21 protein-coding genes are annotated in these 23,426 nt (G+C 60.1%); 13 read left to right on the top strand and 8 right to left on the bottom strand.

Annotated elements, in window-relative coordinates:
- Positions 1–103: 103 nt before the first annotated feature.
- Complete coding sequence (locus ACVVH8_RS00185) at positions 104–1,054, top strand: choline sulfate utilization transcriptional regulator (protein WP_103302896.1); 951 nt, start codon at positions 104–106, stop codon at positions 1,052–1,054.
- Between the two features lie 4 nt (positions 1,055–1,058).
- Here the strand turns inward: ACVVH8_RS00185 and ACVVH8_RS00190 are convergent, their stop codons facing one another.
- Positions 1,059–1,721 (bottom strand): NAD(P)-dependent oxidoreductase, encoded by a 663-nt coding sequence (locus ACVVH8_RS00190; RefSeq protein ID WP_103302897.1) that lies wholly within the window; start codon positions 1,719–1,721, stop codon positions 1,059–1,061.
- Between the two features lie 84 nt (positions 1,722–1,805).
- On the opposite strand from ACVVH8_RS00190, the gene ACVVH8_RS00195 reads away from it, so the two are divergent.
- Positions 1,806–2,132: a DOPA 4,5-dioxygenase family protein gene (locus ACVVH8_RS00195; RefSeq protein ID WP_103302898.1), complete on the top strand. Its 327-nt coding sequence runs from the start codon at positions 1,806–1,808 to the stop codon at positions 2,130–2,132.
- Between the two features lie 16 nt (positions 2,133–2,148).
- On the opposite strand, the gene ACVVH8_RS00200 is transcribed toward ACVVH8_RS00195, so the two are convergent.
- Entirely contained in the window at positions 2,149–2,550 is a 402-nt protein-coding gene (locus tag ACVVH8_RS00200) for a GFA family protein (protein ID WP_475227915.1), read from the bottom strand.
- Positions 2,551–2,869: 319 nt separating this feature from the next.
- Here ACVVH8_RS00200 and ACVVH8_RS00205 point away from each other — a divergent pair, with 319 nt between their 5' ends.
- The 9 genes from ACVVH8_RS00205 (at position 2,870) to ACVVH8_RS00245 (ending at position 13,658) form a co-directional block, all read left to right on the top strand.
- Complete coding sequence (locus ACVVH8_RS00205) at positions 2,870–4,177, top strand: CitMHS family transporter (protein ID WP_103302900.1); 1,308 nt, start codon at positions 2,870–2,872, stop codon at positions 4,175–4,177.
- 85 nt (positions 4,178–4,262) lie between these two features.
- Positions 4,263–5,030: a TerC family protein gene (locus ACVVH8_RS00210; RefSeq protein ID WP_103302901.1), complete on the top strand. Its 768-nt coding sequence runs from the start codon at positions 4,263–4,265 to the stop codon at positions 5,028–5,030.
- 564 nt (positions 5,031–5,594) lie between these two features.
- The gene (locus tag ACVVH8_RS00215; RefSeq protein ID WP_475227917.1) at positions 5,595–7,253 is read left to right on the top strand and encodes a Na/Pi cotransporter family protein; all 1,659 of its coding nucleotides are present in this window, start codon (positions 5,595–5,597) and stop codon (positions 7,251–7,253) included.
- Positions 7,254–7,430: 177 nt separating this feature from the next.
- Positions 7,431–8,840: a M16 family metallopeptidase gene (locus tag ACVVH8_RS00220; RefSeq protein ID WP_475227920.1), complete on the top strand. Its 1,410-nt coding sequence runs from the start codon at positions 7,431–7,433 to the stop codon at positions 8,838–8,840.
- Between the two features lie 225 nt (positions 8,841–9,065).
- A complete protein-coding gene (locus ACVVH8_RS00225) occupies positions 9,066–10,094 on the top strand; it encodes a DUF5924 family protein (protein WP_103302905.1) in 1,029 nt (342 codons plus the stop codon).
- A 55-nt stretch (positions 10,095–10,149) separates the two neighbouring features.
- Positions 10,150–11,298 carry an ABC transporter permease gene (locus ACVVH8_RS00230; RefSeq protein WP_475227922.1) on the top strand — a complete coding sequence of 383 codons (1,149 nt, stop codon included), beginning with the start codon at positions 10,150–10,152 and terminating at the stop codon, positions 11,296–11,298.
- Complete coding sequence (locus ACVVH8_RS00235; RefSeq protein ID WP_103302907.1) at positions 11,295–12,098, top strand: ABC transporter ATP-binding protein; 804 nt, start codon at positions 11,295–11,297, stop codon at positions 12,096–12,098. The genes ACVVH8_RS00230 and ACVVH8_RS00235 overlap by 4 nt, the downstream gene beginning before the upstream one ends.
- 1 nt (position 12,099) lies before the next feature.
- Entirely contained in the window at positions 12,100–13,038 is a 939-nt protein-coding gene (locus ACVVH8_RS00240) for an MlaD family protein (RefSeq protein ID WP_103302908.1), read from the top strand.
- On the top strand, positions 13,035–13,658 hold the full coding sequence (locus ACVVH8_RS00245; protein ID WP_475227924.1) for an ABC-type transport auxiliary lipoprotein family protein: 624 nt from the start codon (positions 13,035–13,037) through the stop codon (positions 13,656–13,658). The genes ACVVH8_RS00240 and ACVVH8_RS00245 overlap by 4 nt, the downstream gene beginning before the upstream one ends.
- Before the next feature lie 115 nt (positions 13,659–13,773).
- On the opposite strand, the gene ACVVH8_RS00250 is transcribed toward ACVVH8_RS00245, so the two are convergent.
- The 5 genes from ACVVH8_RS00250 to ACVVH8_RS00270 form a co-directional block, all read right to left on the bottom strand.
- Positions 13,774–15,003: a nucleoside recognition domain-containing protein gene (locus tag ACVVH8_RS00250; RefSeq protein WP_103302910.1), complete on the bottom strand. Its 1,230-nt coding sequence runs from the start codon at positions 15,001–15,003 to the stop codon at positions 13,774–13,776.
- A 203-nt stretch (positions 15,004–15,206) separates the two neighbouring features.
- Complete coding sequence (gene gltP / locus ACVVH8_RS00255) at positions 15,207–16,538, bottom strand: glutamate/aspartate:proton symporter GltP (protein ID WP_103302911.1); 1,332 nt, start codon at positions 16,536–16,538, stop codon at positions 15,207–15,209.
- 703 nt (positions 16,539–17,241) lie between these two features.
- Positions 17,242–17,706 (bottom strand): inhibitor of vertebrate lysozyme family protein, encoded by a 465-nt coding sequence (locus ACVVH8_RS00260; RefSeq protein WP_103302912.1) that lies wholly within the window; start codon positions 17,704–17,706, stop codon positions 17,242–17,244.
- Positions 17,707–17,708: 2 nt separating this feature from the next.
- Positions 17,709–17,873, bottom strand: coding sequence for a DUF1328 domain-containing protein (locus ACVVH8_RS00265; RefSeq protein WP_003177151.1), 165 nt, complete (start codon positions 17,871–17,873; stop codon positions 17,709–17,711).
- 73 nt (positions 17,874–17,946) lie between these two features.
- On the bottom strand, positions 17,947–18,231 hold the full coding sequence (locus tag ACVVH8_RS00270) for a hypothetical protein (RefSeq protein ID WP_103302913.1): 285 nt from the start codon (positions 18,229–18,231) through the stop codon (positions 17,947–17,949).
- Positions 18,232–18,658: 427 nt separating this feature from the next.
- Between ACVVH8_RS00270 and algB the strand changes: the two genes are divergently transcribed.
- Entirely contained in the window at positions 18,659–20,005 is a 1,347-nt protein-coding gene (gene algB / locus ACVVH8_RS00275) for a sigma-54-dependent response regulator transcription factor AlgB (RefSeq protein WP_025112294.1), read from the top strand.
- Positions 20,006–20,015: 10 nt separating this feature from the next.
- Complete coding sequence (locus ACVVH8_RS00280; RefSeq protein WP_475227927.1) at positions 20,016–21,806, top strand: KinB sensor domain-containing domain; 1,791 nt, start codon at positions 20,016–20,018, stop codon at positions 21,804–21,806.
- Here the strand turns inward: ACVVH8_RS00280 and ACVVH8_RS00285 are convergent.
- The gene (locus ACVVH8_RS00285; RefSeq protein WP_315444882.1) at positions 21,803–23,419 is read right to left on the bottom strand and encodes an EAL domain-containing protein; all 1,617 of its coding nucleotides are present in this window, start codon (positions 23,417–23,419) and stop codon (positions 21,803–21,805) included. The two genes, ACVVH8_RS00280 and ACVVH8_RS00285, sit on opposite strands and share 4 nt — an antisense overlap.
- Positions 23,420–23,426 lie beyond the last annotated feature (7 nt).

A 23,426-nucleotide genomic window follows, 5' to 3' on the forward strand; every position in this document is an offset into this window, starting at 1 on the left:
ATTCCATAGTGAATATTTATGCGACATTGCTGCGATCGAGCATGGAGCCCATGCTGTATCCGGTAAAGCCCGCGCCGAACAATGACTAGGATAAGCACAGCTTATGTATGAGGCACTTGGTGATCTGTCGCTCGACCTGCTACGCGCCTTCGAGGCCGCCGCTCGGCATCGCAGCTTTACTGCTGCGTCGGTAGAGCTTGGCACCACGCAACCGGCGATCAGTCAGCAGATCAAACGGTTGGAGGAACAGCTCGGCACTCGACTGTTTGATCGCATCTACAGAGGTATCGAGCTGACTGAAGTCGGGATAATCCTGTTCGAGCAAGTTACCCTCGGGTTGCAGAATATCGACGCAGGCTTGAGCGCAATCAGCGCACAGCAGCAACATGAGGTGCTGCAAGTCGCCACCGATTTCGCTTTCGCGGCCTACTGGCTGATGCCGCGCCTGCACCGCTTCCACGAAGCTAATCCTCACGTCGATGTCAGCCTGGTCACCAGTGAGCGCAACCACAATATGCTGCGCACCGATATCGATGTGGCGATTCTGTTTGGTGACGGGCGCTTCAAGCAGGGCGAAAGCCATTGGCTGTTCAGCGAGGAAGTGTTCCCGGTGTGCAGCCCGCAATTGCTCAAAAATCGCTCACTACCTCTGCCCGCTCAGGCCTTGCTGGAGTTTCCGCTACTGCACCTGCGCGGTGAAAACAGCAGCAACTGGTTCGACTGGAGTGGATTGTTTCGCGAACTCGGCATCACTACCCCGCCCGCCCCGGGTCAATTGCGTTTCGACAATTACACGCTGTTGATTCAAGCGGCGATTGGCGGCCAAGGCGTGGCGATTGGTTGGCGGCACCTTGTGGATAACTTATTGACCCAGGGTTTGTTATGTCGACCGATTGCCGAAACCACGTTGTCGCGGTTGGGCTATTACGTGGTGTTGCCCCAGCGCAAACGCCGGGGAGCATTGATCCAGCAGTTTGTCGATTGGTTGATGATGGAGCAGGCGAGCAGTGCCGAATCACTCAATGGACTCGCACTGCCTTCCATCGCCGTGTAGCGACCTATTCGCTAGCCGCGACGAAATTCACATGTTGGCCTACATGCAGATTCAGCCGCAGCTCATCGGCAATCCCCACAGCCACCCGATTCAAACGCTCCAGCGGCTCTGCCAGACCCGGTTCGAGATTGCTGCCGACTTGGCTGAAATGTTCAATCGTCAAACCTGCAACGCCGCGTGGTGCGTTGACCAGCGTCCAGTGCAGCGGGCTGCTTTGCAGTGCTTCGCGAATTTCCTCGGCGGCGTGGCGTTGCAGACGATCATCCAGATCCTGCTCGTCGAGCACGGCAAAATCACCCACCAGAAACAACCGCGAGACGTTGGCTGCCTGCAAACCATCGACCAATGAATCAACGGCCAATACCTGCTCCACGGGGCCCAGCAACACGGATCGTTCTATATGCTCGCTACTGAATGGCAGGCCCGGCGCATCAAGCAGACAGATCACTGCCGAACTGCCGGCCACGCTTTGATTGACCCGTTCGGAATCGAACAGATCGCCGCTTTTGGTACGTAAACCCGGACGCGGTGCGAGGGCGGTGAGGTCGTCGAGTATTGCGATCACTTCGTGCTGACGGCGCAGCAGTTCAGCCATCAACGCAGCGCCGAGGCTACTCATGGCACCATAGAGCACCACTTTTACCACCGGGGTTTCGGCATTTTTCATGGCTGATCCCTTTTTGTTTTCCCTTGTATGGCGTGTGACACACGCTCAACGTCGAGGGTTCGAACCGATTTGCGAGGCTTTCAGATGCAAGCGATCAAGGGCTATCACGCCCACGTTTATTTCGATGCCGGCACGCTTGAGCAGGCGCGGGCCTTGTGTGAGCAGGCAGCACAATTGTTTGCGTTGAAAATGGGCCGCGTTCACGAGCGCCCGGTCGGCCCGCACCCGGACTGGAGCTGCCAACTGGCCTTTGGCCCGGAGCTGATCGGCGAGGTGTTGCCGTGGCTGGCGCTCAATCGCAACGGCCTGGTGGTGTTCCTGCACCCGGACACCGGCGATGACTTGCTCGACCACACCGAGCACGCGATCTGGATGGGGGCGATGCGGCCGCTGGATCTGTCTATTTTTTGAGCACTCTTTAGTCCGGCTAAAGCGTTTCTTCCGGCTCGCCCGGCAGGTGTTCGTCCAGATGCAGCCAAGGCAGTTGGCTGTCGGTCCAGATATGCCGCTCGGCCGCTGCCTGCTCCGGGTGATCCAGCGTGGCAATGGTCACGTCGATGCTCGCAGGACTGAGCAACGTCACCAGCGCCAGTTGCGCGCCACAGTCCGGGCAGAAGAACCGCGCACAGCTACTCGACGAGTCATAGCGCGACGGCGTCCCGGCCAGCCATTGGAAATTCGCCGCCGGTACGGTGATCCACGTCGTGACGATACCGCCGCTGACCTTGCGGCAGATCGAACAGTGGCAGTGCGCGATGTCGTGCAGCGCACCGCTGAACTGATAACGAATGTGTCCGCAATGGCAGCCACCGCTGTGCAATTCGCTCATCCTCAAAGCCCTCCTCCCCGTGTTCATTGACTCTAGTTCGCATCCGACGATCGGTTGACCGTTCATTCAAAGCTTTCATCAGCGAAAGCTGGCTGAAAGCTTGCCCCATTAGGATCGCCTCACTTCCGGCAAAAGACCGGTTGGCCAACGCATGTGATTGCTCGCACGCCAGGCCCAATTAACAACAACAATGGTGATTCTGATGTCCTCTGTAGCCCGCCTCCTCGCTCCCACTCCGCCCGTACGTCTCGTGCTTCCCGTTCTGCGCTGATCGCCCGATCTGCTCATTCCCTAGCCGCGCTACGCCTGGAGTATTCCCATGCTGACTTTCCTTGGCTTCGCCATGGTCATCACGTTCATGTTCCTGATCATGACCAAGCGCCTGTCCGCGCTGATCGCCCTGATCATCATTCCGATCATCTTCGCCCTGTTTGGCGGTTTCGCGCCGAAGATCGGCCCGATGATGCTCGAAGGTATTACCAAGCTCGCGCCGACCGGCGTGATGTTGATGTTCGCCATTCTCTACTTTGCCTTGATGATCGACTCCGGCCTGTTCGACCCGGCCGTGCGCAAGATCCTCAAACTGGTCAAGGGCGATCCGCTGAAGGTGTCGGTCGGTACCGCTGTACTGGCGCTGGTGGTTTCCCTCGACGGTGACGGCGCGACCACTTACATGATCTGCGTCGCCGCCATGCTGCCGCTGTACAGCCGTATCGGCATGAGCCCGCGAATCATGGCCGGCCTGATCATTCTGGCCGGTGGCGTGATGAACATGACCCCATGGGGCGGCCCGACTGCCCGTGCGGCGAGTGCGCTGCATGTCGATCCGTCGGATATCTTCGTACCGATGATCCCGGCCATGGCCGCCGGTGTGGTGGCGATCCTGGTGATTGCCTACTTCTACGGCAAGCGTGAGCGTGCGCGTCTGGGTGAGTTGCACCTGGCGGGCGACGAGATCGATCACAGCGAAATCAGCGTCTCGCAATTCCCGGATGCACGTCGTCCGAAACTGATCTGGTTCAACGGCGCGTTGACCTTCGGCCTGATGTGCACGCTGATCGCCGGCCTGCTGCCGCTGCCGGTGCTGTTCATGGTCGCGTTCAGTATCGCGATGATCGTCAACTACCCGTGCCTGCAAATGCAGAAGGATCGCGTCGCCGCCCACGCCGGTAGCGTGCTGGCAGTGGTCGGGCTGATCTTTGCCGCCGGTATCTTCACCGGTATCCTGTCGGGCACCGGCATGGTTGATGCGATGTCGAAAAGCCTGTTGGCGGTGATCCCGGATTTCCTCGGCCCGTACCTGGCCGTGATCACGGCGCTGGTGAGCATGCCGTTCACCTTCTTCATGTCCAACGACGCTTTTTACTATGGCGTGTTGCCGGTGTTGGCCGAGGCTGCCAGCCACTACGGAATCACTGCAGTGGAAATGGCCCGTGCCTCGATCGTCGGTCAGCCCGTCCACTTGCTGAGCCCATTGGTGCCATCGACCTATCTGTTGGTGGCCCTGGCCGGCATCGATTTCGGTGACCACCAGCGTTTCACCCTGAAATGGGCGATTCTGGTTTGTATCTGCATCCTGATTGCTGCACTGCTGTTGGGGACTTTCCCGGTGTTCAGCACTCTATAACCCCAAGACTCACCGTTTCGGGTCCTGGCTTCGCGGTTTGAAGCCCGGACCTTTTTCGGTTTAACACTCGTACAAAGGAATACACATGGATTGGCTGACCAACCCCGAAATCTGGGTTGCCTTCTTTACCCTGACTGCCCTGGAGATCGTCCTCGGCATCGATAACATCATCATGATTTCGATCCTGGTCAGCCGCATGCCCAAGCACATGCAGCAGCGCACCCGGATCTTCGGTCTTGGCCTGGCCATGATCACGCGAATCCTGTTGCTGCTGTCGATCACTTGGGTCATGCGCCTCACCGCCGACCTCTTCGAGGTGTTCGGCCAGGGCATTTCCGGCCGCGACCTGATCCTGTTCTTCGGTGGTCTGTTCCTGCTGTGGAAGAGCTCGCAAGAGATGTACCACGCGCTGGAAGGCGAAGACGAAAGCGACGACACGCCTGGCGGCAAGGGCGGCAACTTCCTCTACACCATCATCCAGATCGCGATCATCGACATCGTCTTCTCGCTGGACTCGGTGATCACCGCGGTTGGCATGGTCTCCCATGTGCCAGTGATGATTGCAGCGATCATCGTTGCCGTGCTGGTGATGATGCTGGCGTCGGGCAAGATCAGCGAGTTCATCGACAAGCATCCGTCGCTGAAAATGTTGGCGCTGTCGTTCCTGCTGGTGGTCGGCACGGTGCTGATTGCCGAGTCGTTCGACGTGCATGTACCGAAAGGCTACGTCTACTTCGCGATGGCGTTCTCGCTGGCGGTTGAAGCGATCAACATCAAGCTGCGCGGCGCAATGGCCAAGAAGAAAAAGCAGCAGGATCCGGTAAAACTGCGCAAGGACATCCCGGGCCAGTAATCGGGATTTTCAGCAGCGAGTACAAAACCTGTGGGAGCTGGCTTGCCAGCGATAGCGCAGTGTCAGCGACATCGATGTCTGCTGAACGGACGCCATCGCTGGCAAGCCAGACTCCCACAGGTTTTTTCATGCACCGATAAATTTGCGTCAGTGCGCAAAACCTGTAGGAGTGAGCCTGCTCGCGATAGCGGTCTGTCAGTCAACAGCAATGTTGAGGCTGATGGCCCTATCGCGAGCAGGCTCACTCCTACATTTGTTTTGGGCAACATTCAAACACCGCGATCCCTGTGGGAGCTGGCTTGCCAGCGATAGTGGAGTGTCAGCGACGTCAATGTTTGCTGGACGGACGCCATCGCTGGCAAGCCAGCTCCCACAAGTGGCGGCGTTGATTTGGAAGGGGATGCATGAAGCTGTTTTCATGACACTTTTGTTTCAATCGGCACTTTAGCTGTGCAATGCTGGCGCCCAGTCCGTTCGCCAACTACAGCTTAAGTATCAGAACGTAGAAACCGTGCGGTACCGTCAACTTGCTCCTCTGGAGCGCTGCTATTACAGGGGGTCTGCATGCTCACCCTGCTCAATCTGCTTTCCGCCGTCGCCCTGCTGATCTGGGGCACGCACATTGTCCGAACCGGCATCCTGCGCGTGTACGGCACCAATCTGCGCCATGTGATTGGCCAGAACATGTCCAAACGCTGGCTGGCCTTTGTCGCCGGCATCGTCGTCACGGCGATGGTGCAGAGCAGCAACGCCACCGCCATGCTCGTTACTTCTTTTGTCGGCCAGGGCCTGATGGCGCTGACACCGGCGCTGGCAACCATGCTTGGTGCCGACGTCGGCACGGCGCTGATGGCGCGGGTGCTGACGTTTGACTTGTCGTGGCTGTCGCCGCTGCTGATTTTCCTCGGGGTGATTTTCTTTCTGTCGCGCAAACAGACGCGGCTCGGGCAGATGGGTCGGGTCAGCATCGGTCTGGGGCTGATCATTCTCGCGTTGCAGCTGATCGTCGAAGCCGCTGCGCCGATCACCCATGCACAGGGCGTGAAAGTGATTTTCGCCTCGCTCACCGGTGACATCCTTCTCGACGCCCTGGTCGGCGCGTTGTTCGCGATGATTTCCTACTCCAGCCTCGCTGCCGTGTTGCTCACCGCCACACTGGCCGGGGCCGCCGTGATCAGCCTGCCAGTGGCGATCGGTCTGGTCATCGGTGCCAACATCGGCAGCGGCGTGCTGGCGTTCATGAGCACCAGCATGCAGAACGCCGCCGGCCGGCAAGTGGCGTTGGGCAGCCTGTTGTACAAACTGATCGGCCTGCTGCTGATCATTCCGGTGCTCGATCCGTTGGTGCACTGGATCGACAGCCTCGATTTCAGCCCGCAGGAAATGGTCATCGGCTTCCATCTGCTCTACAACACCGCGCGCTGTCTGATTCTGCTGCCGAGTGTCGGGCCGATGGCGCGGCTCTGCGCCTGGCTGCTGCCGGAGCGACCGGAGGTCAACGGCACCGCCAAACCGCGCCACCTCGACGCCACCGCATTGGTCACGCCGAGCCTGGCCTTGGCCAACGCCGCGCGGGAAACCCTGCGCATGGGCGATCTGCTCGACAACATGCTCAATGCGACGCTTGATGTGCTGCGCGGCAAGCAGACCGCCGTCACCCAGGAAATGCGCCGGCTGACCGACGACGTCGAAGCGCTGTACAGCGCGATCAAGCTGTATCTGGCGCAGATGCCTCGCGAGGACCTCGGCGAGCACGACAGTCGACGCTGGGCCGAGATCATCGAACTGGCGATCAACCTGAAACTGGCCGCCGATCTCATCGAACGCATGCTGCGCAAGATCCAGCAGCAGAAGACTTCGCAGCGCCGCTCGTTTTCCGAAGAAGGCCTGGAGGATCTGGCCGGGCTGCAGCAGCAACTGATCGCCAACCTGCGTCTGGGCTTGTCGTTGTTTCTCAGCGGTGATCGCGAAAGTGCCCGGCAATTGCTCCGGGAGAAACGTCGCTTTCGCGCCCAGGAACGCCGTTTGGCCCATGCGCATGTCAGTCGTCTGCAACGCAAGATCGTGCAGAGTATCGAGACCAGTTCGCTGCATCTGGAGTTGATTGCGGACATGAAGCGGCTTAACTCGCTGTTTTGCGGCAGCGCGTATGTGGTGCTGGAAACGACGGATACCGGCGCACTGGCAGCGGATGATATTGCTGACATCACGCATTCGCCTTGAACGTCTGGGGCCAGGGTCAGTCAGTAACACAGAGTTCAGCCTCAAAGGCCCCATCGCTGGCAAGCCAGCTGCCACAGGGTTTTGTGAGCGCCGCAAATCCTTGTGGGAGCTGGCTTGCCAGCGATGGGGCCCTGACTGACGACACGGATCTCCAAATCAGCCGTATGGAAGCCTGTTATGCGTTGCCTGTTGTTCGCTTGTCTGTTGCTTGGTTCCCTGCCCGCCTTCGCCCTGGATCGTTTCCAGGTCGAAGGCTATGCGCTGCCCAACGGTTTGCAGTTGCTGCTCAAACCCGGCACGGAACGCGGGCATGTGGCGATCCGACTGGTGGTCGGCGTCGGTCTCGACGATTTCGATTGCGATGAAAAAGAGCTGCCGCACCTGCTTGAGCACTTGCTGTTCAGCGGCATCGACGCCACTGGCGAAGGTGGCCTCGAAGAACGCATGCAGGCGCTGGGCGGCGAGTGGAATGCCTTCACCAGCAACGCCGACACCACATTCGTGATCGAAGCGCCGGCGAAAAACCAGCGCAAGGTGCTCGACCTGTTGCTTGATCTGTTGACCCAGACCCGCATCGACGACAATGCCATCAACGCCGCCAAACGCGTGGTCGAGCGCGAGGACGGCGGCCATTACACCAAGTTGCAACGTTTTCTCGACCGTCAGGACCTGGGCCACACCGCGAGCAATCAACTGGCGGTGGAACTGGGCCTGAAATGCCCGCAGCGGGCTGAAGTCGGCCACCTGACTCAGGCGCAACTGGAGAAGGTACGCAAGGCCTGGTACGCGCCAAACAACATGACCCTGATCGTCGTCGGCGAACTCGACAAGCTGCTGCCGGCTTATCTGGAACGCACCTGGGGCGCCCTCGAAGCGGTTGACCCGAGCGAACACCGACCTTTGCCGGACATCCGCATCAGTGCCGCCCATGAACGCACCCTCACCCGTGGTTTTATCGGCGACAGCGCCAAGCTGCACTGGCTGGTGCCGGAGCCGGTGCTGGATGATCAATATGACGAGACCTTCGACATCCTCAAGGACTACCTCGACTGGGCGCTGTACCGGCAAATCCGCCTGAACCACGGTTTGTCGTACGGGCCATGGGCCGAACGTGAAGTGTTTGGTGGCGTCGGTTTCATGAGCCTGAATGCCGATCTGGATCGCGATGACGTCGACGAAGCCATCCAGGTGCTGGAAGACCTCAAGGCCGACCTGCTGAAAAACGGCCTCGACGCCGACACCTTCGCCCGGATCAAACAGGCCGCCATCGCCCATCAGGCCTGGGCGGTGCAAGGCAACAGCGCGCTGGCCGATTATTACTGGAGCGCGCTGGGGGATTACGAGGATGGCCGCTTCGCCAATCCGGCGCGGGAGCTGCAAGGCGTGACGCTGGAAACGGCGAACAAAGCCATGCGCGAGTTGCTGCTGCAACCGGGGTATCTGCGGATCGAGAAGCCGTTGATCAGTGATGATCAGGTGTTGTGGCTGGTGGCGGGCGGGCTCGGTGTAGTGCTGCTGATCCTGATCGGCTGGCGGTTGCGCCGCCGCTACAAATCTGCCCCGAGATCCAGACCCAGTGATGAATGAAACCTGTGAGGAAAATCTAGGATGAGAAGGTTCGTGTGGTGAGGGGATTTATCCCCGATGGGCTGCGCAGCGGCCCCTACCCCGATAAACCCATTCCTCCAGACAAAACGCATTCGCCGGATTTGCGACGGCTGCGCCGCCGATCGGGGATAAATCCCCTCGCCACAGGGGTTATGTGGCGGTAACCTTTCCGGGTTTTTTCCTACAGTGTCGTGACCCCCCAAAATGCCAAAACTGACCCTGCTGATCCAGCGCATTCTCGAACTGATGAAGCGCTACCCCGGGGTCATTGCGCTGGGTGGTTTCATCTCCGGGGTCGGCAGTTTCATTCTGGTCGACCGCCAGCAGGGTCTGGCGAGCTGGATCACCATCATCATGCTGCTGAGCTGGATCTGGCTGATGCTGGAAAACACCCTTACCGGCCTGTTCACCCGCGTGTTCAAACGGGAAATTCCCCAGCCGCTGCTGCGTTACGCGACGCAGATGATTCATCAGGAAAGCCTGTTTTTCGTTCTGCCGTTCTTCTTCATCACCACGACGTGGAACAGCGGCCAGTTGATTTTCACCGGCCTGCTCAGCGTCGCGGCGTTGATCTCGATCGTCGATCCGCTCTATTACAAATGGCTGGCGCCACGGCGCTGGGCGTTTCTCGCGTTGCACACGCTGACCCTGTTCGCCGCCCTGCTCACCGCGCTGCCGGTGATCATGCACCTGACCACCTCGCAGAGCTTCAAATGGGCGCTGGGCATTTCCGTGTTGTTGTCGTTCCCGAGTCTGGCGTCGATCTTCCCGATCCGCACTGTGCGTAACGCCCTGGCGATTCTGTGCATCACCGTCGGCATCGGCGGCGTCGGTTGGGTGCTGCGTTCGTGGGTGCCACCGGCGACGCTGTGGATGACCGACGTGGCGATCAGCACGCAATTGCAGGATCGCACCCCCGGCGCCAGCCTCGACGAGGTCAGCGCCGAGCAGATCCGCAACGGCGGGCTCTACGCCTACACCGCAATCAATGCGCCGCGTGGGCTCGATGAGCGGATTTATCACGTCTGGCAGTTCAACGGCAAAGAGGTCGACCGCATCGCCCTCGACATCCACGGTGGGCGCAAGGAAGGCTACCGGGCGTGGACGCACAAGCAGAATTTCCCAGGCAACCCGGCGGGCAAATGGCAAGTCCGGGTGCTCACCGAGGACGGCCAAGTGATCGGCGTGCTGCGTTTCGAAGTGACGGACAGCACAGCGACCAAAGAAAAGTAATCGGGTTCGTGCTATTACGTATGCCAGCGTATTTAGCCGATAAAGCACGGAGCTTATGACCAGCAGCTCGATGACAGGCAGTGCCCAACTGGACACGTCGATCAGCCCTGCCCGCCTGCGGGTGTCCGGGGACTGGACGCTTGCCCATTACGCCGAGCTCAAGCAACTGACCGAAAAGCTCCACGGCCAGTACGACACCGCTACCGCGATCGACCTCAACGATCTCGGCGCCCTCGACACCGCTGGCGCCTCCTTGCTGGTCGAGCTGCTCGGTTCCGAGCGCCTCGGCAAATCCGCCGAACACCCCGATTGCACGATTTCCCAGGCTGACCGCGCCCTGCTGCAAACCGTGTATCAGTCGATGACCGACTTCTGTGTGCCGATCAAAGAGCCGGAAGTCAGCGTCAGCGTGCAACTGCTGACGCGCATCGGCCGCGCCGTGGACACGGTCTGGCAGGACACCCTGCAAGTGCTGGGCTTCATCGGCCTGATCCTCGAAACCATCGCCCGTGGACTGTTCCGGCCCAAGCGCTGGCGGATCACGCCGATGATTGCCCACATTGAACAGACCGGCCTCGATGCCGCACCGATTGTGGCGTTGCTGACCTTTTTGGTCGGCGCCGTGGTGGCCTTCCTCGGCGCGACGGTGCTGGCCAGTTTCGGCGCGACGATTTTCACCGTGGACCTGGTGGGATTTTCGTTTTTACGCGAGTTCGGCGTGTTGCTGACGGCGATCCTGATGGCCGGGCGCACCGCCAGTGCCTTTACCGCGCAGATCGGCTCGATGAAGGCCAACGAAGAGATCGACGCGATTCGCACGCTGGGCCTCGACCCCGTCGAGTTGCTGGTGGTGCCACGGGTGCTGGCGATGCTGGTGGCGCTGCCGATGCTGACGTTCCTGGCGATGCTCTGCGGGATTATTGGCGGCGGCGTGGTCTGCGCGGTGTCGCTGGGAATTTCCCCGGCGATGTTCCTCTCGGTGCTGCAAGCCGACATCGGCATTCAGCACTTTCTGGTGGGTCTGGTGAAAGCCCCGGTCTTCGCCTTCCTTATCGCGACGATTGGCTGTCTGGAAGGCTTCAAGGTCAGCGGCAGCGCCGAATCGGTCGGTGCTCACACCACCTCGGCGGTGGTGCAGTCGATTTTCGTGGTGATCGTGCTTGATGCGGTGGCCGCGCTGTTCTTCATGGAGATGGGCTGGTGAGTCGTCTACCCCGCGCGCCCTCGGAGGCGGTGATTGAAGTCCGTGGCCTGTGCAATCGCTTCGGCAGCCAGAGCGTCCACGAGAACCTCGATCTGGATTTGTACAAAGGCGAGATTCTCGCCGTGGTCGGCGGCTCCGGCAGCGGCAAGTCGGTGCTGCTGCGCAGCATCGTCGGCCTGCGCCGGCCCAGCGAAGGTCTGGTCAAAGTGTTCGGGCAAAACCTGCCGAGCCTGTCCGAGCATGAGCGTTCGCTGGTCGAACGGCGTTTTGGCGTGCTGTTCCAGAAAGGCGCGCTGTTCTCTTCGCTGACCGTTACCGAGAACGTCGCCCTGCCCCTCATCGAACACGCCGGCCTCAGCCGCGAAGACGCCGAACATCTTGCGGCAGTCAAACTGGCGCTGGCCGGGCTGCCGCTGTCGGCGGCGGACAAGTACCCGGCCTCGCTGTCCGGCGGCATGATCAAACGTGCGGCGCTGGCCCGGGCGCTGGCGCTGGATCCGGACATCCTGTTTCTCGATGAACCCACCGCCGGCCTCGATCCGATCGGCGCGGCGCAGTTCGATCAACTGATCCTGACCCTGCGCGATGCGCTGGGCCTCAGCGTGTTTCTGGTGACCCACGACCTCGACACGCTCTACACCATCACCGACCGCGTGGCGGTGCTGGCGCAGAAGAAAGTACTGGTTGCCGGCCCGATCGACGTTGTTTCCGAAACCAACGACGCGTGGATTCACGAATACTTCCACGGCCCGCGCGGCCGCTCGGCGCTGGACGCCGCCAAATTGCTCAACGAGGTCTGACATGGAAACCCGAGCCCATCATGTGTTGATCGGCCTGTTCTCGGTTATTGTCGTGGCGGGCGCCCTGCTCTTCGGCCTGTGGCTGGCCAAGTCCAGCGTCGACACTGAGTTCAAGGATTACGAAATCGTCTTCAACGAGGCGGTCAGCGGCCTGTCCAAGGGCAGCCCGGTGCAGTACAGCGGGATCAAGGTCGGCGACGTGGTCAGCCTGCGCCTCGACCCCAAGGACCCGCGCCGGGTGCTGGCGCGGATTCGGCTGGGCGGCGACACGCCGGTCAAGGAAGACACCCAGGCCAAACTGGCGCTGGCCGGGATCACCGGCACCTCGATCATCCAGCTCAGCGGCGGCACGCCAGACAGTCCGCAACTACGTGGGCATGACGGCAAGCTGCCGATCATCGTCGCCTCGCCCTCGCCTATTTCGCGGCTGCTCAACGACAGCAACGACTTGATGAGCGGGATCAGTTCTTTGCTGGGCAACGCCAATCAGATGTTCTCCGCCGAGAACGTCGAGCGCGTGAGCAAAACCCTGGCGCATCTGGAGCAGACCACCGGCTCGATCAATGATCAGCGCGGCGATCTGCGTCAGGCCATGCAGCAACTGGCGGCAGTCGGCAAACAGGCCGGCAGCATGCTCGAACAGACCTCGGCGTTGATGCGCAACGCCAACGGCTTGCTCAACGATCAGGGCAAACAAGCGCTGGGCAGCGCCGAGCAGGCGATGAAATCGCTGGAACAGAGCAGCGCCACGATCAACACCTTGCTGAGCAAAAACCAGAACTCCCTCGACAACGGCATGCAGGGCCTCAATGGCCTGGCTCCGGCGATTCGCGAATTGCGCGAAACCCTGACCTCGCTGCGCGCCATCTCTCAACGCCTGGAGGCCAACCCGAGCGGTTACCTGCTGGGCAGTGACAAGAACAAGGAGTTCACGCCATGAAGCTGACTCGCCTCGCCCTCCTCGCCGGTTTTACGCTGATCGCGGCGTGCTCGATCCTGCCCAAGTCGGAACCAGCGGATGTTTATCGCCTGCCGATCACTCAGACGCCCGCCTCGACCAGTGCGGCGGCCACGCAACACTGGTCGCTGCGTTTGAACAAGTTGCAGGCCAGCGAAGCGCTGAACCGAGCGAACATCGCCGTCATCCCGCAAGGCGATGTGATCAGCAGCTACAAGGCTTCGCGCTGGAGCGATCCGGCACCGGTGCTGCTGCGCAATCGCTTGCTGGACGGCTTTGCCCGTGATGGTCGGGTGACGTTGCTGAGTACCGATGACAGCAATTTTGCGGCGGATCTGGAACTGGGCGGGAATTTGCAGGCGTTTCAGACGGAATATCAGGGGAATCAGGCCAGCGTGGTGGTGCGCCTTGATGCGTTGATCGTGCGTGGCTATGACCAGCGAATTCTCGCCAGTCGCCGCTTTGAAGAGCGTCAGCCACTGAGTGATGTGCAGGTGCCAGCGGTGGTCGCCGGGTTTGGTCAGGCCAGTGATCGCCTGACCGCGAAAGTCGTGGCGTGGGCCGTGGGCCAAGGCCAAAAATTGGCCCCGCAAAAGCCTTAAGACCAACACAATCCCTGTGGGAGCGGGCTTGCCCGCGATGGCGGTGTGTCAGTCACCAGAGGTTCTGGCTGTGCTGTCCTCATCGCTGGCAAGCCAGCTCCCACAGGGTTTTCTATTAGCCGAAGAACCAGTAGCAGACTGCAATGGCGCCAATTACGCCGGCAAGCTCCGCCAGCAACGCACACCCCACGGCATGCCGCGCCCGCTGAATCCCCACCGCGCCGAAATACACCGCCAGCACATAAAACGTGGTCTCGGTACTGCCCTGAATCGTCGCCGCCACCAGCGCCGGGAAGCTATCGACCCCCGACGTCTTCATGGTTTCAATCAGCATCGCCCTCGCGGCGCTGCCGGAGAACGGTTTGACCATCGCTGTCGGCAACGCATCGACAAATCGCGTGTCCCAACCGGCCCACTCGACCAGATGGCGAATCCCGTCCAGGCCAAAGTCCAGCGCCCCGGAGGCACGCAGCACGCCGATGGCGCAGAGCATCGCCACCAGATACGGCAAAAGGTTCTTGGCGACGTCGAAACCTTCCTTCGCGCCCTCGACGAATGCTTCGTAGACCTTGACCTTGCGCAGCGCACCGATCAGCAGAAACAGCATGATCAGGCCGAACAGCGTCAGGTTGCCAAGGATCGACGAAAGCCCCGCCAGCGCTGTCGCCGACATCGTCGCCAGCAACGCCATGAAGCCACCCAGGATCAGCGCGCCGGGAATCAGATAAGCCAGCACCACCGGATCCCAGATCCGCAGGCGCTGCATGAACGCCACCGAGAGGAAGCCGACGATGGTCGAGCAACTGGTCGCCAGCAGAATCGGCAGGAACACCAGCGTCGGGTCCGGCGCGCCTTGCTGGGCGCGGTACATGAAGATCGTCACCGGCAGCAGCGTCAGCGAGGAGGCGTTGAGCACCAGAAAGAGGATTTGCGCATTGCTGGCGATGGTGCTGCTGGGATTGAGCTCCTGCAGCGCCTTCATGGCTTTCAGGCCGATTGGCGTGGCGGCGTTGTCGAGGCCCAGACCGTTGGCAGCGAAGTTCAGGGTGATCAGGCCAAGGGCCGGGTGACCCGCCGGGACTTCCGGCATCAAGCGCAGAAACAGCGGCCCCAACACCTTGGCCAGCCATTCGACAATGCCGGCCTTTTCGGCAATGCGCAGAAAGCCCAGCCACAGGGTGAGGGTGCCGAACAGCAGCACCATGACCTCGACCGAGAGCTTGGCCATGGCAAAAATGCTTTCCACCATCGCCGCGAAGATTCCGGCGTTACCGCCGACCAGCCACTGCACCAGCGCAGATATTGCTGCCACGACAAAGAAGCCAAGCCACAGGCCATTAAGCATCAGTCAAATCCCCCGGAAGATGCGGCGAATGATAGCGGGGTCGCCAGAAACGACAAACCCCGGATTTCTCCGGGGTTCGTTTAGAACGGTTGGCAGCGATCACTGTGGGAGCGGGCTTGCCCGCGATGGCGGTGTGTCAGTCAACAAAGATGTTGAATGTGCTGACCTCATCGCTGGCAAGCCAGCTCCCACAGGGTCTGGGATTACTGCTTGGAAGTCTCGCCAGCCGGCAGTTTTTCCTTGCTGCGCCAGTGTGGCAGGGAGTTCCAGTAGCGCTGGCCCTTGGCATCGTCATACATGCCTTCCCAGCGTGCGATAACCAGCACGGCGAGGGCGTTGCCGATCACGTTCAGTGCGGTACGCGCCATGTCCATGATGCGGTCGACACCGGCGATGAACGCCAGACCTTCCAGCGGAATACCCACGCTGCCCAAAGTGGCCAGCAGCACCACGAAGGACACGCCCGGTACGCCGGCGATACCTTTGGAGGTAACCATCAGGGTCAGCACCAGCAGCAGTTGCTGGCTGATCGACAGGTCGATGCCGTACAGCTGGGCAATGAAGATCGCCGCGATGGACTGATACAGGGTCGAACCGTCGAGGTTGAACGAGTAACCGGTTGGCACCACGAAGCTGCAGATGGCTTTCGGCGCACCGTAGGCTTCCATCTTCTCGATCACCCGTGGCAGCACGGTTTCGGACGAAGCGGTGGAGTAGGCCAGCACCAGCTCATCCTTGAAGATGCGCATCAGCTTGAGCACCGAGAAGCCGAACAGCTTGGCGATCAGGCCCAGGACCACGAAGGCGAAGAAGGCGATGGCGACGTAAACCAGGATCACCAGCTTGGCCAGCGGCAGCAGCGAGGCGAAGCCGAAGTTGGCGACAGTCACCGCGATCAGAGCGAATACGCCGATCGGGGCGTAGTTCATGATCATGTGGGTGACTTTGAACATGCTCTCCGAAACGCCCTGGAACATCTTCACCAGCGGCTCGCGCAGGTCCGACTGCAGGCTCGACAGACCGAGACCGAACAGCACGGAGAAGAAGATGATCGGCAGCATTTCGCCGCGGGCCATGGCCGCGAAGATGTTCGACGGGATCAGGTTGAGGATGGTCTCGATGAACGCGTGTTCATGCTGTACTTCGGCGGCGGTCGCCTGGTACTTGGAGATGTCCACCGTGCCCAGGGTGCTCATGTCGATGCCGGTGCCCGGATGGAACAGGTTGGCCAGCAGGAGGCCGACAACAATGGCGATGGTGGTGACGATTTCGAAATAGATGATCGTCTTCAGGCCGATACGCCCGAGCTTCTTGGCGTCGCCCACGCCGGCGATGCCGACGATGAGGGAGGAGATGACGATCGGGATCACGATCATCTTGATCAGACGGATAAAGATATCGCCTGCCGGTTGCAGGACGTTGCTGATCCACCAGGCCTTCTCGGCACTGAAGTGATTGAGCAACGCACCAATTGCAATCCCTAGAACCAGACCGATGAGGATCTGCCAGGCGAGGCTGAGTTTTGCCTTCTTCATTATCTTTACCCTTACTTGCGTTTGACTCAGGCACATGCAGGAACTGGAACGCTCTTTAGCGGAAAAGTCTGTGCATCTGCCTCCGTATAAGGTGCCCCGAAGCGCGTATTTACGGCTCTTCGGCAGGCGAAAAAAGGCGCAACTATTCCGATGCGGGGTTGCGCCGTCTAATGCCGTAAACGCCTACCCTATGCCGAATCGGCATGAGCTTTTTTAAATGAAACTGACGTCCCAACCGGTTCGATTGCGACATTTCAGCCGGCATAAGTGCCGTGAACCGGCCATCACAGCGTAGATTGGTTATTTTCTGAACGAAAATTTTCGACGGAAATTTTAGGAAAAAGCCTACATAAAGGAGCGAGAAGTCCCACAGATAAAGTGGTCTCTTTGTCGATATACGGTCGCCACGAAACACCGCGTAATGTTTTCGCGCGCAGTGTGAGCGATAAAAAGAAGGGTTGAAACGCTCTGGATCAATGTTTTGATCGGTTTAAAGCTCAGCGCAAGTCCGTCGAACCGCTGTGGGCCGGCGAACCTGCGACGCAGCTTTTACCCTGACCCGGCCCTCATCGCAGGCACTCCCTGTACCCGTAGGTCACTCCGACCCTGAAACAGTCAGAACGTCCCGGCCCCCTGGTCATGCGCCTGCCTTCCTCAGGTGAGCGCAATGGAAGGCAGCAGGGCTGCTGCCTTCATGTTCGAATCAATACCACTTGGGATCTTTTTTCAGGGTTTCCATCAAAAGATCCTGCATGCCCTGATCAGGTTTGCCGAGGAAGCGGTAGGTGGCATGTCGCGTTGGCGACTTGTCGGCCGGCAGTCCTTCGGGCACATCGACGAGCATGGCGTAAGCGTCTTTCTTGTCGAAACTGAACGCGACGATCAAGCGATGGTTCAGGCACTTGTCTGCAGATTCACACAGGGGGCCGACCAGATACTTGTCGCCATCTTCAGTCACGGCATTCATCTGTTGGTCCGGCGTGCCGGACAGGTTCATCACCCATTCCGGCAGGCGTTCTTCCTTTTTCACCACGCCTTCCCAGGTCTCCCGGTATTGCGGGTCGGAACTCAACAACTCGTTGACTCGGGTCTGGCCATCATTGGCCGCCATCGCCATGGCACTACCGCCCAGAAGCAGGGCGGCTGCCAGTGTCTTTAAAGCGATCATCGTTAACCTCGGCCGCGACGGCCAAAGAAGAAGGAAGCGATGAACATCACCAGGAACACGACAAACAGAATCTTGGCGATACCCGTGGCGGTGCCCGCGATACCACCGAAGCCCAGTACTGCAGCGATGATGGCAATGATCAAGAATGTAATTGCCCAGCTCAACATGGTGATTCTCCTTACTTCTCTATTTAGGGATGCTGCTTGTTCCGGCGCATCGCGCCCGAATTTGTTCAATCAGTCAGAAAACCCAGCGCTCTTCACGTGGCATCTGGTCCAGTGGTTGCGCTTGGTCGACGTCCATCATGCGCATCGAGGCGCTCTCGGCCTGGCTGCTGCTGACGGCGCTGAAATGCTTCTGCGTGCTGTGCTGGATCGAGATCAGCGGCTCAGGCTTCTGGCTGTTTTCCCAGCTCAGGTATTGCTGGCACACGATCAGGGTGATCAACAGCGCAAGTACGCCAAACAGGCCTTGCTGGAGATGCAGTGGCGAGATACGCACTTGGGCGGCACGTTGGCGAGTCATCCTGGGTTCCTCACTCTTATTCGGTTGGGGCAGTGCTGATTTGCCCGGGCTGAATGAGGTATTGCAGGCTGCATGCCAATTTTTTAATTAAAAAATATTCAATAAAATCAATGGCTTATAAGCCGTTGAAAAACTGTCTGCGACGCATCCTGCACGATGGGTTATCCAGGGTCGTGCGGAATGCACGATTATTTCGTAGGAGAATTCATTCTTATGGAATTGAGAGCGGGGCGCGGATGTCAGAAAAGTACGCAGGGAATACCCTGCAAATCGGCTTTTGTTTAAAAAACCAACAAAATCAGTGAATTAGCCGTAAAGGCAGGAGAGAGCTACCCTCCTATGGCTGGCATCGTTCAGAATCAACCATGCAACTTGCCCGATTTCTCCGGGACTAACCCAAGACCAATCTTTATGGAGCGTAGGAAAAATGGAATCTGCCACTGAGCATCAAGGCCGCATTCTGCTGGTGGATGATGAATCCGCCATCCTGCGAACTTTCCGTTATTGCCTCGAAGACGAAGGTTATACGGTGGCCACCGCCAACAGCGCAGCGCAGGCCGACGCGCTGCTGCAGCGTCAGGTGTTCGATTTGTGCTTTCTGGATTTGCGTCTGGGCGAAGACAACGGCCTCGACGTATTGGCACAAATGCGCATTCAGGCGCCATGGATGCGGGTGGTGATCGTCACCGCCCACTCGGCGGTCGATACCGCTGTGGATGCCATCCAGGCAGGCGCCGCCGACTATCTGGTCAAGCCGTGCAGCCCCGATCAACTGCGTCTGGCGACGGCCAAGCAACTGGAAGTGCGTCAACTCTCGGCGCGTCTCGAAGCCCTTGAAGGTGAGATCCGCAAACCGAAAGACGGCCTCGACTCCCACAGCCCGGCGATGAAAGTCGTGCTGGAGACTGCCCGCCAAGTGGCGAGCACTGATGCCAACATTCTTATTCTCGGCGAGTCCGGTACCGGTAAAGGCGAGCTGGCCCGGGCGATTCACGGCTGGAGCAAGCGCGAGAAGAAATCCTGCGTGACCATCAACTGCCCGTCGTTGACTGCCGAACTGATGGAAAGCGAGCTGTTCGGCCACAGCCGTGGTGCGTTTACCGGCGCCAGCGAAAGTACGCTGGGCCGAGTCAACCAAGCCGATGGCGGCACGCTGTTTCTCGACGAGATCGGCGATTTTCCCTTGACGTTGCAACCAAAGTTGCTGCGTTTTATTCAGGACAAGGAATACGAGCGGGTAGGCGATCCGGTAACCCGTCGCGCCGATGTGCGTATTCTGGCGGCAACCAACCTCAATCTCGAAGACATGGTCCGTGACGGTCGCTTCCGTGAAGACCTGCTCTATCGCCTGAACGTCATCACCCTGCACCTGCCGCCGTTGCGCGAGCGTGCCGAGGACATCCTGACCCTGGCCGACCGCTTCCTCGCCCGCTTCGTCAAGGAGTACGCGCGCCCGGCGCGGGGCTTCAGTGACGAGGCTCGCGAGGCACTGCTCGGCTACCGCTGGCCCGGTAACATTCGTGAGCTGCGCAACGTGGTCGAGCGGGCGAGCATCATCTGCCCGCAGGAACGTGTCGAAATCAGCCACCTGGGTATGGCCGAACAACCGGCCAACAACGCGCCACGGGTCGGCGCAGCACTGAGCCTCGACGAGTTGGAAAAGGCCCACATCGGCGCCGTCCTCGCCACCGCTGGCACGCTGGATCAAGCCGCGAAAACCCTGGGCATCGACGCCTCGACCCTGTATCGCAAGCGCAAGCAGTACAACCTGTGAGCGCCCAACGATGAAACTGGCGATGAAGTTGCGGACCCGGTTGTTCCTGAGCATTTCCGCACTGATCACCGTGGCCTTGCTTGGGCTGTTGCTCGGGCTGGTCAGCGTGATGCAGATGGCCGGAACCCAGGAAGCGCTGGTGCGCAGCAACTTCGTCACCCTCGATCTGGGGCTCAAGCTGCGCCAGACCTTGGGCGATCAGCTGATCATCATGCTCGCGGAAAAGCCTGATGCCGTTGCATTCGAAGCCTCCAAGCAGCATTACTTTCAGCTCCTCGACGAAGGCATTGCCCAGGAGCAGAAGGGTGATGGCCGCTTGTATGGCTTCACTCAGGCCAAGGCGGATTACCTGAGTTTTCTGCAGGCGTTCGACCTGTCCCGTGATCCGGCCACGTCGTTGAGCAGCAATGCCGACTTCCGTGAGCGCTTCAACACCCTGCGCAACGGACTGATTACCGAACACAAGCACGCACTCGACAACATCAATCTGGTTCAACATGACGCCCGCGACCGGGCGCTGTTGGTGGCTGGTCTGCTTGGGTTGGTCGGGCTGGCGGTGTTGATCATCGGCTTCGTCACGGCACACGGTATTGCCCGTCGTTTTGGCGCGCCGATCGAGGCGCTGGCGCATGCGGCGGACAACATCGGCCAAGGCAATTTCGAAGTGACCCTGCCGATTTCCTCGGCGATGGAAATGAATCAACTGACCAAGCGGTTCGGGCTGATGGCCGAAGCGTTGCGCGAACATCAGGCGACCAACATCGACGAACTGCTGGCCGGCCAGCAACGCTTGCAAGCGGTGCTCGACAGCATCGACGACGGCTTGTTGATGATCGACCGCCAGGGACATCTGGAACACCTCAACCCGGTGGCCCAGCGCCAATTGGGCTGGGACGACGACCGTCTCGGTCAGGGTCTGGGCGCGGCCCTTGAACGACCGGAGCTGGATGCGCAGCTGCAACTGGTGCTGCGCGGCGGCACCCTGGAGCGGGCGCCGGAGGACCTGAGCATCGAAGTCGACGGCGAATCGCGCCTGCTGACGTACAGCCTGACGCCGGTCAGCCACACGCAGGGCCACATCCTCGGCGCGGTGATGGTGCTGCACGACGTGACTGAGCAGCGCGCTTTCGAGCGGGTCCGCAGCGAGTTCGTGCTACGTGCATCCCATGAGCTGCGCACGCCAGTTACCGGCATGCACATGGCGTTCGGTCTGTTCCGTGAGCGGGCGAAGTTTGCGCCTGAGTCACGCGAGGCGGACCTGCTCGACACGGTCAACGAAGAAATGCAGCGCCTGATGCAGTTGATCAACGACTTGCTCAACTTTTCGCGCTACCAGAACGGTTTGCAGAAGCTGACACTGGCGCCGTGCTCCATCGAGGACTTGCTGGAGCAGGCGCAGTCGCGCTTTGCCGAGACAGCAGCGGAGAGAGGCATCGCCCTGAAGGTGGAAGTGCAGGGGCCGCTGCCGCGCTTGCAGGCGGATCAGGCGCAACTGGATCGGGTACTCGACAATTTGATCGACAACGCCATGCGCCACACCGCCCGCGACGGCCAGATCCGTTTGCAGGCGCGTCGTCATGGCGAACGGGTGATCATCAGCGTCGAAGACAACGGCGAAGGCATTGCCTATGGCCAGCAAGGGCGGATCTTCGAACCGTTCGTGCAGGTCGGGCGCAAGAAGGGGGGTGCCGGGTTGGGACTGGCGTTGTGCAAGGAGATCGTCCAGTTGCATGGTGGGCGGATGGGCGTTTATTCGCGGCCGGGGCAGGGCACGCAGTTTTATATGGCGCTTGCCGTTTAAGCCTCGTCATCCATGCGGCGCCCTGCGAGGCGGCGCCCGCGAGTGATCAGCTCAATGAACTGCACTGCGCTCAGGGCATGGGCGAACAGCCAGCCCTGACCGAATTTCACCCCTTCACTGCTGAGCAATATAGCTTGCGACTCAAGCTCGATACCCTCGGCGATCACCTTCAGATCCAGTGCTTGGGCCATATGGATGATGTGCGGGGCGACGCCGCTGCTGGCGGCGTCATGGCCGAGCGCGTCGATGAACGCCTTGTCGATTTTCAGGCAATCTACCGGCAGCGTTTGCAGGTAGGCGAGGCTGCAATAGCCGGTGCCGAAGTCATCGATCAGCACCTGATGGCCGACATCGCGCAACGCTTGCAGGTTTTCCCGCGCCACCACCACATCAATCAAGCCGCGTTCGGTGACCTCGAAGGCAATCTGCTTGGCCGCGACTCTGTGCAGGCTCAGCAGCCGCGCCATGACTTGACCGATGCGCGGCACCATCACATCACAGGCGGCGAGGTTGACCGAGATGTACAACTGCGGATTGGCGCGCAGCACCGGCCCCAACTGCTCGAGTAAACGCTGGAGGACGAAGTCGGTCATCTGGCGGATCTGCCCGGTATTTTCCGCCAGCGGAATGAACAAGTCAGGGCTGGTCAATGTGCCGTCCGGGCGGCGCCAGCGCAGCAGCGCTTCGGCGCCTACACAGTTGCGGCTGTCGAGGTCGAAGATCGGTTGATAGAGCACCTGCAACTCACCGCGGCGGATGGCACCGTGCAGTTCGGCGTCCAGTGACTGGCGCTGGCGAACCAGGAGAAACACGACGAAACCGACGAAGGCGCCGAGCCCCAGACAGACCGGAACCATCCACCACCAGATGGCGGGGATGTGCATGCCGGTGCGTGGTGTGATCAGCACCAGCTGATATTCCGGGTTGTTGGTGGGCATACGGTAGATCAGCCGGGTCTGGGTGACTTGCAAGGCGTCGCGGCTTTTCGGTGGCCAGTGTTCGCTCGGTGGCCAGACCTGATCTGCACCGAGAACCGGAATCGCCCGGGTGCCGTGATCCAGCACCACCAGCAGACTGCTGCCGGGGGACAGGTCGACCATGTCAGTCAGATGCCCGCGCGAGGTGGCGACGCGGAAATTGCCGCGACCGAGCATCAGCGCGGCACGGTTTTCATCGGGTTCGGTGGTGGTGTTCAGCCAGTAACTGTAGGTCGGGCCTTTGATGTCGGGTGCGCGGACAACCGACATGCCTTCCTGACGCGGACGGTTGGAGCAAATCCGCGAGGCGTCCATGTAGGCGGCTTCATAGACGAAGCGATAGTTGAAGGTGACTTGCCGCAGCGTGGCGATCATTTCGTCATCGCAACTGCGCAGGGGCTGGGCCTCAAGGTCGTCGAGGCTTTCGCGCAGCTGGCCGAACAATTGCTCGAGGCGGGCGAGGAATCGCTCGCCCTGGGCATTCATGACCTGGCTTTCGCTTTGCTCGACCTGACGCATGGCCACGAACATCCCGCCGGCGATCAGCAGGCTGGCACTGAGGACAGCCGCGATCATCGCCAAAAACCACGGGCGATAAAACCAGCTACGCAGCGTCGCTCGGGTAGCAACCATCATGGAATAT

The sequence above is a fragment of the Pseudomonas trutticola BRTCR10 genome, from assembly GCF_056155105.1.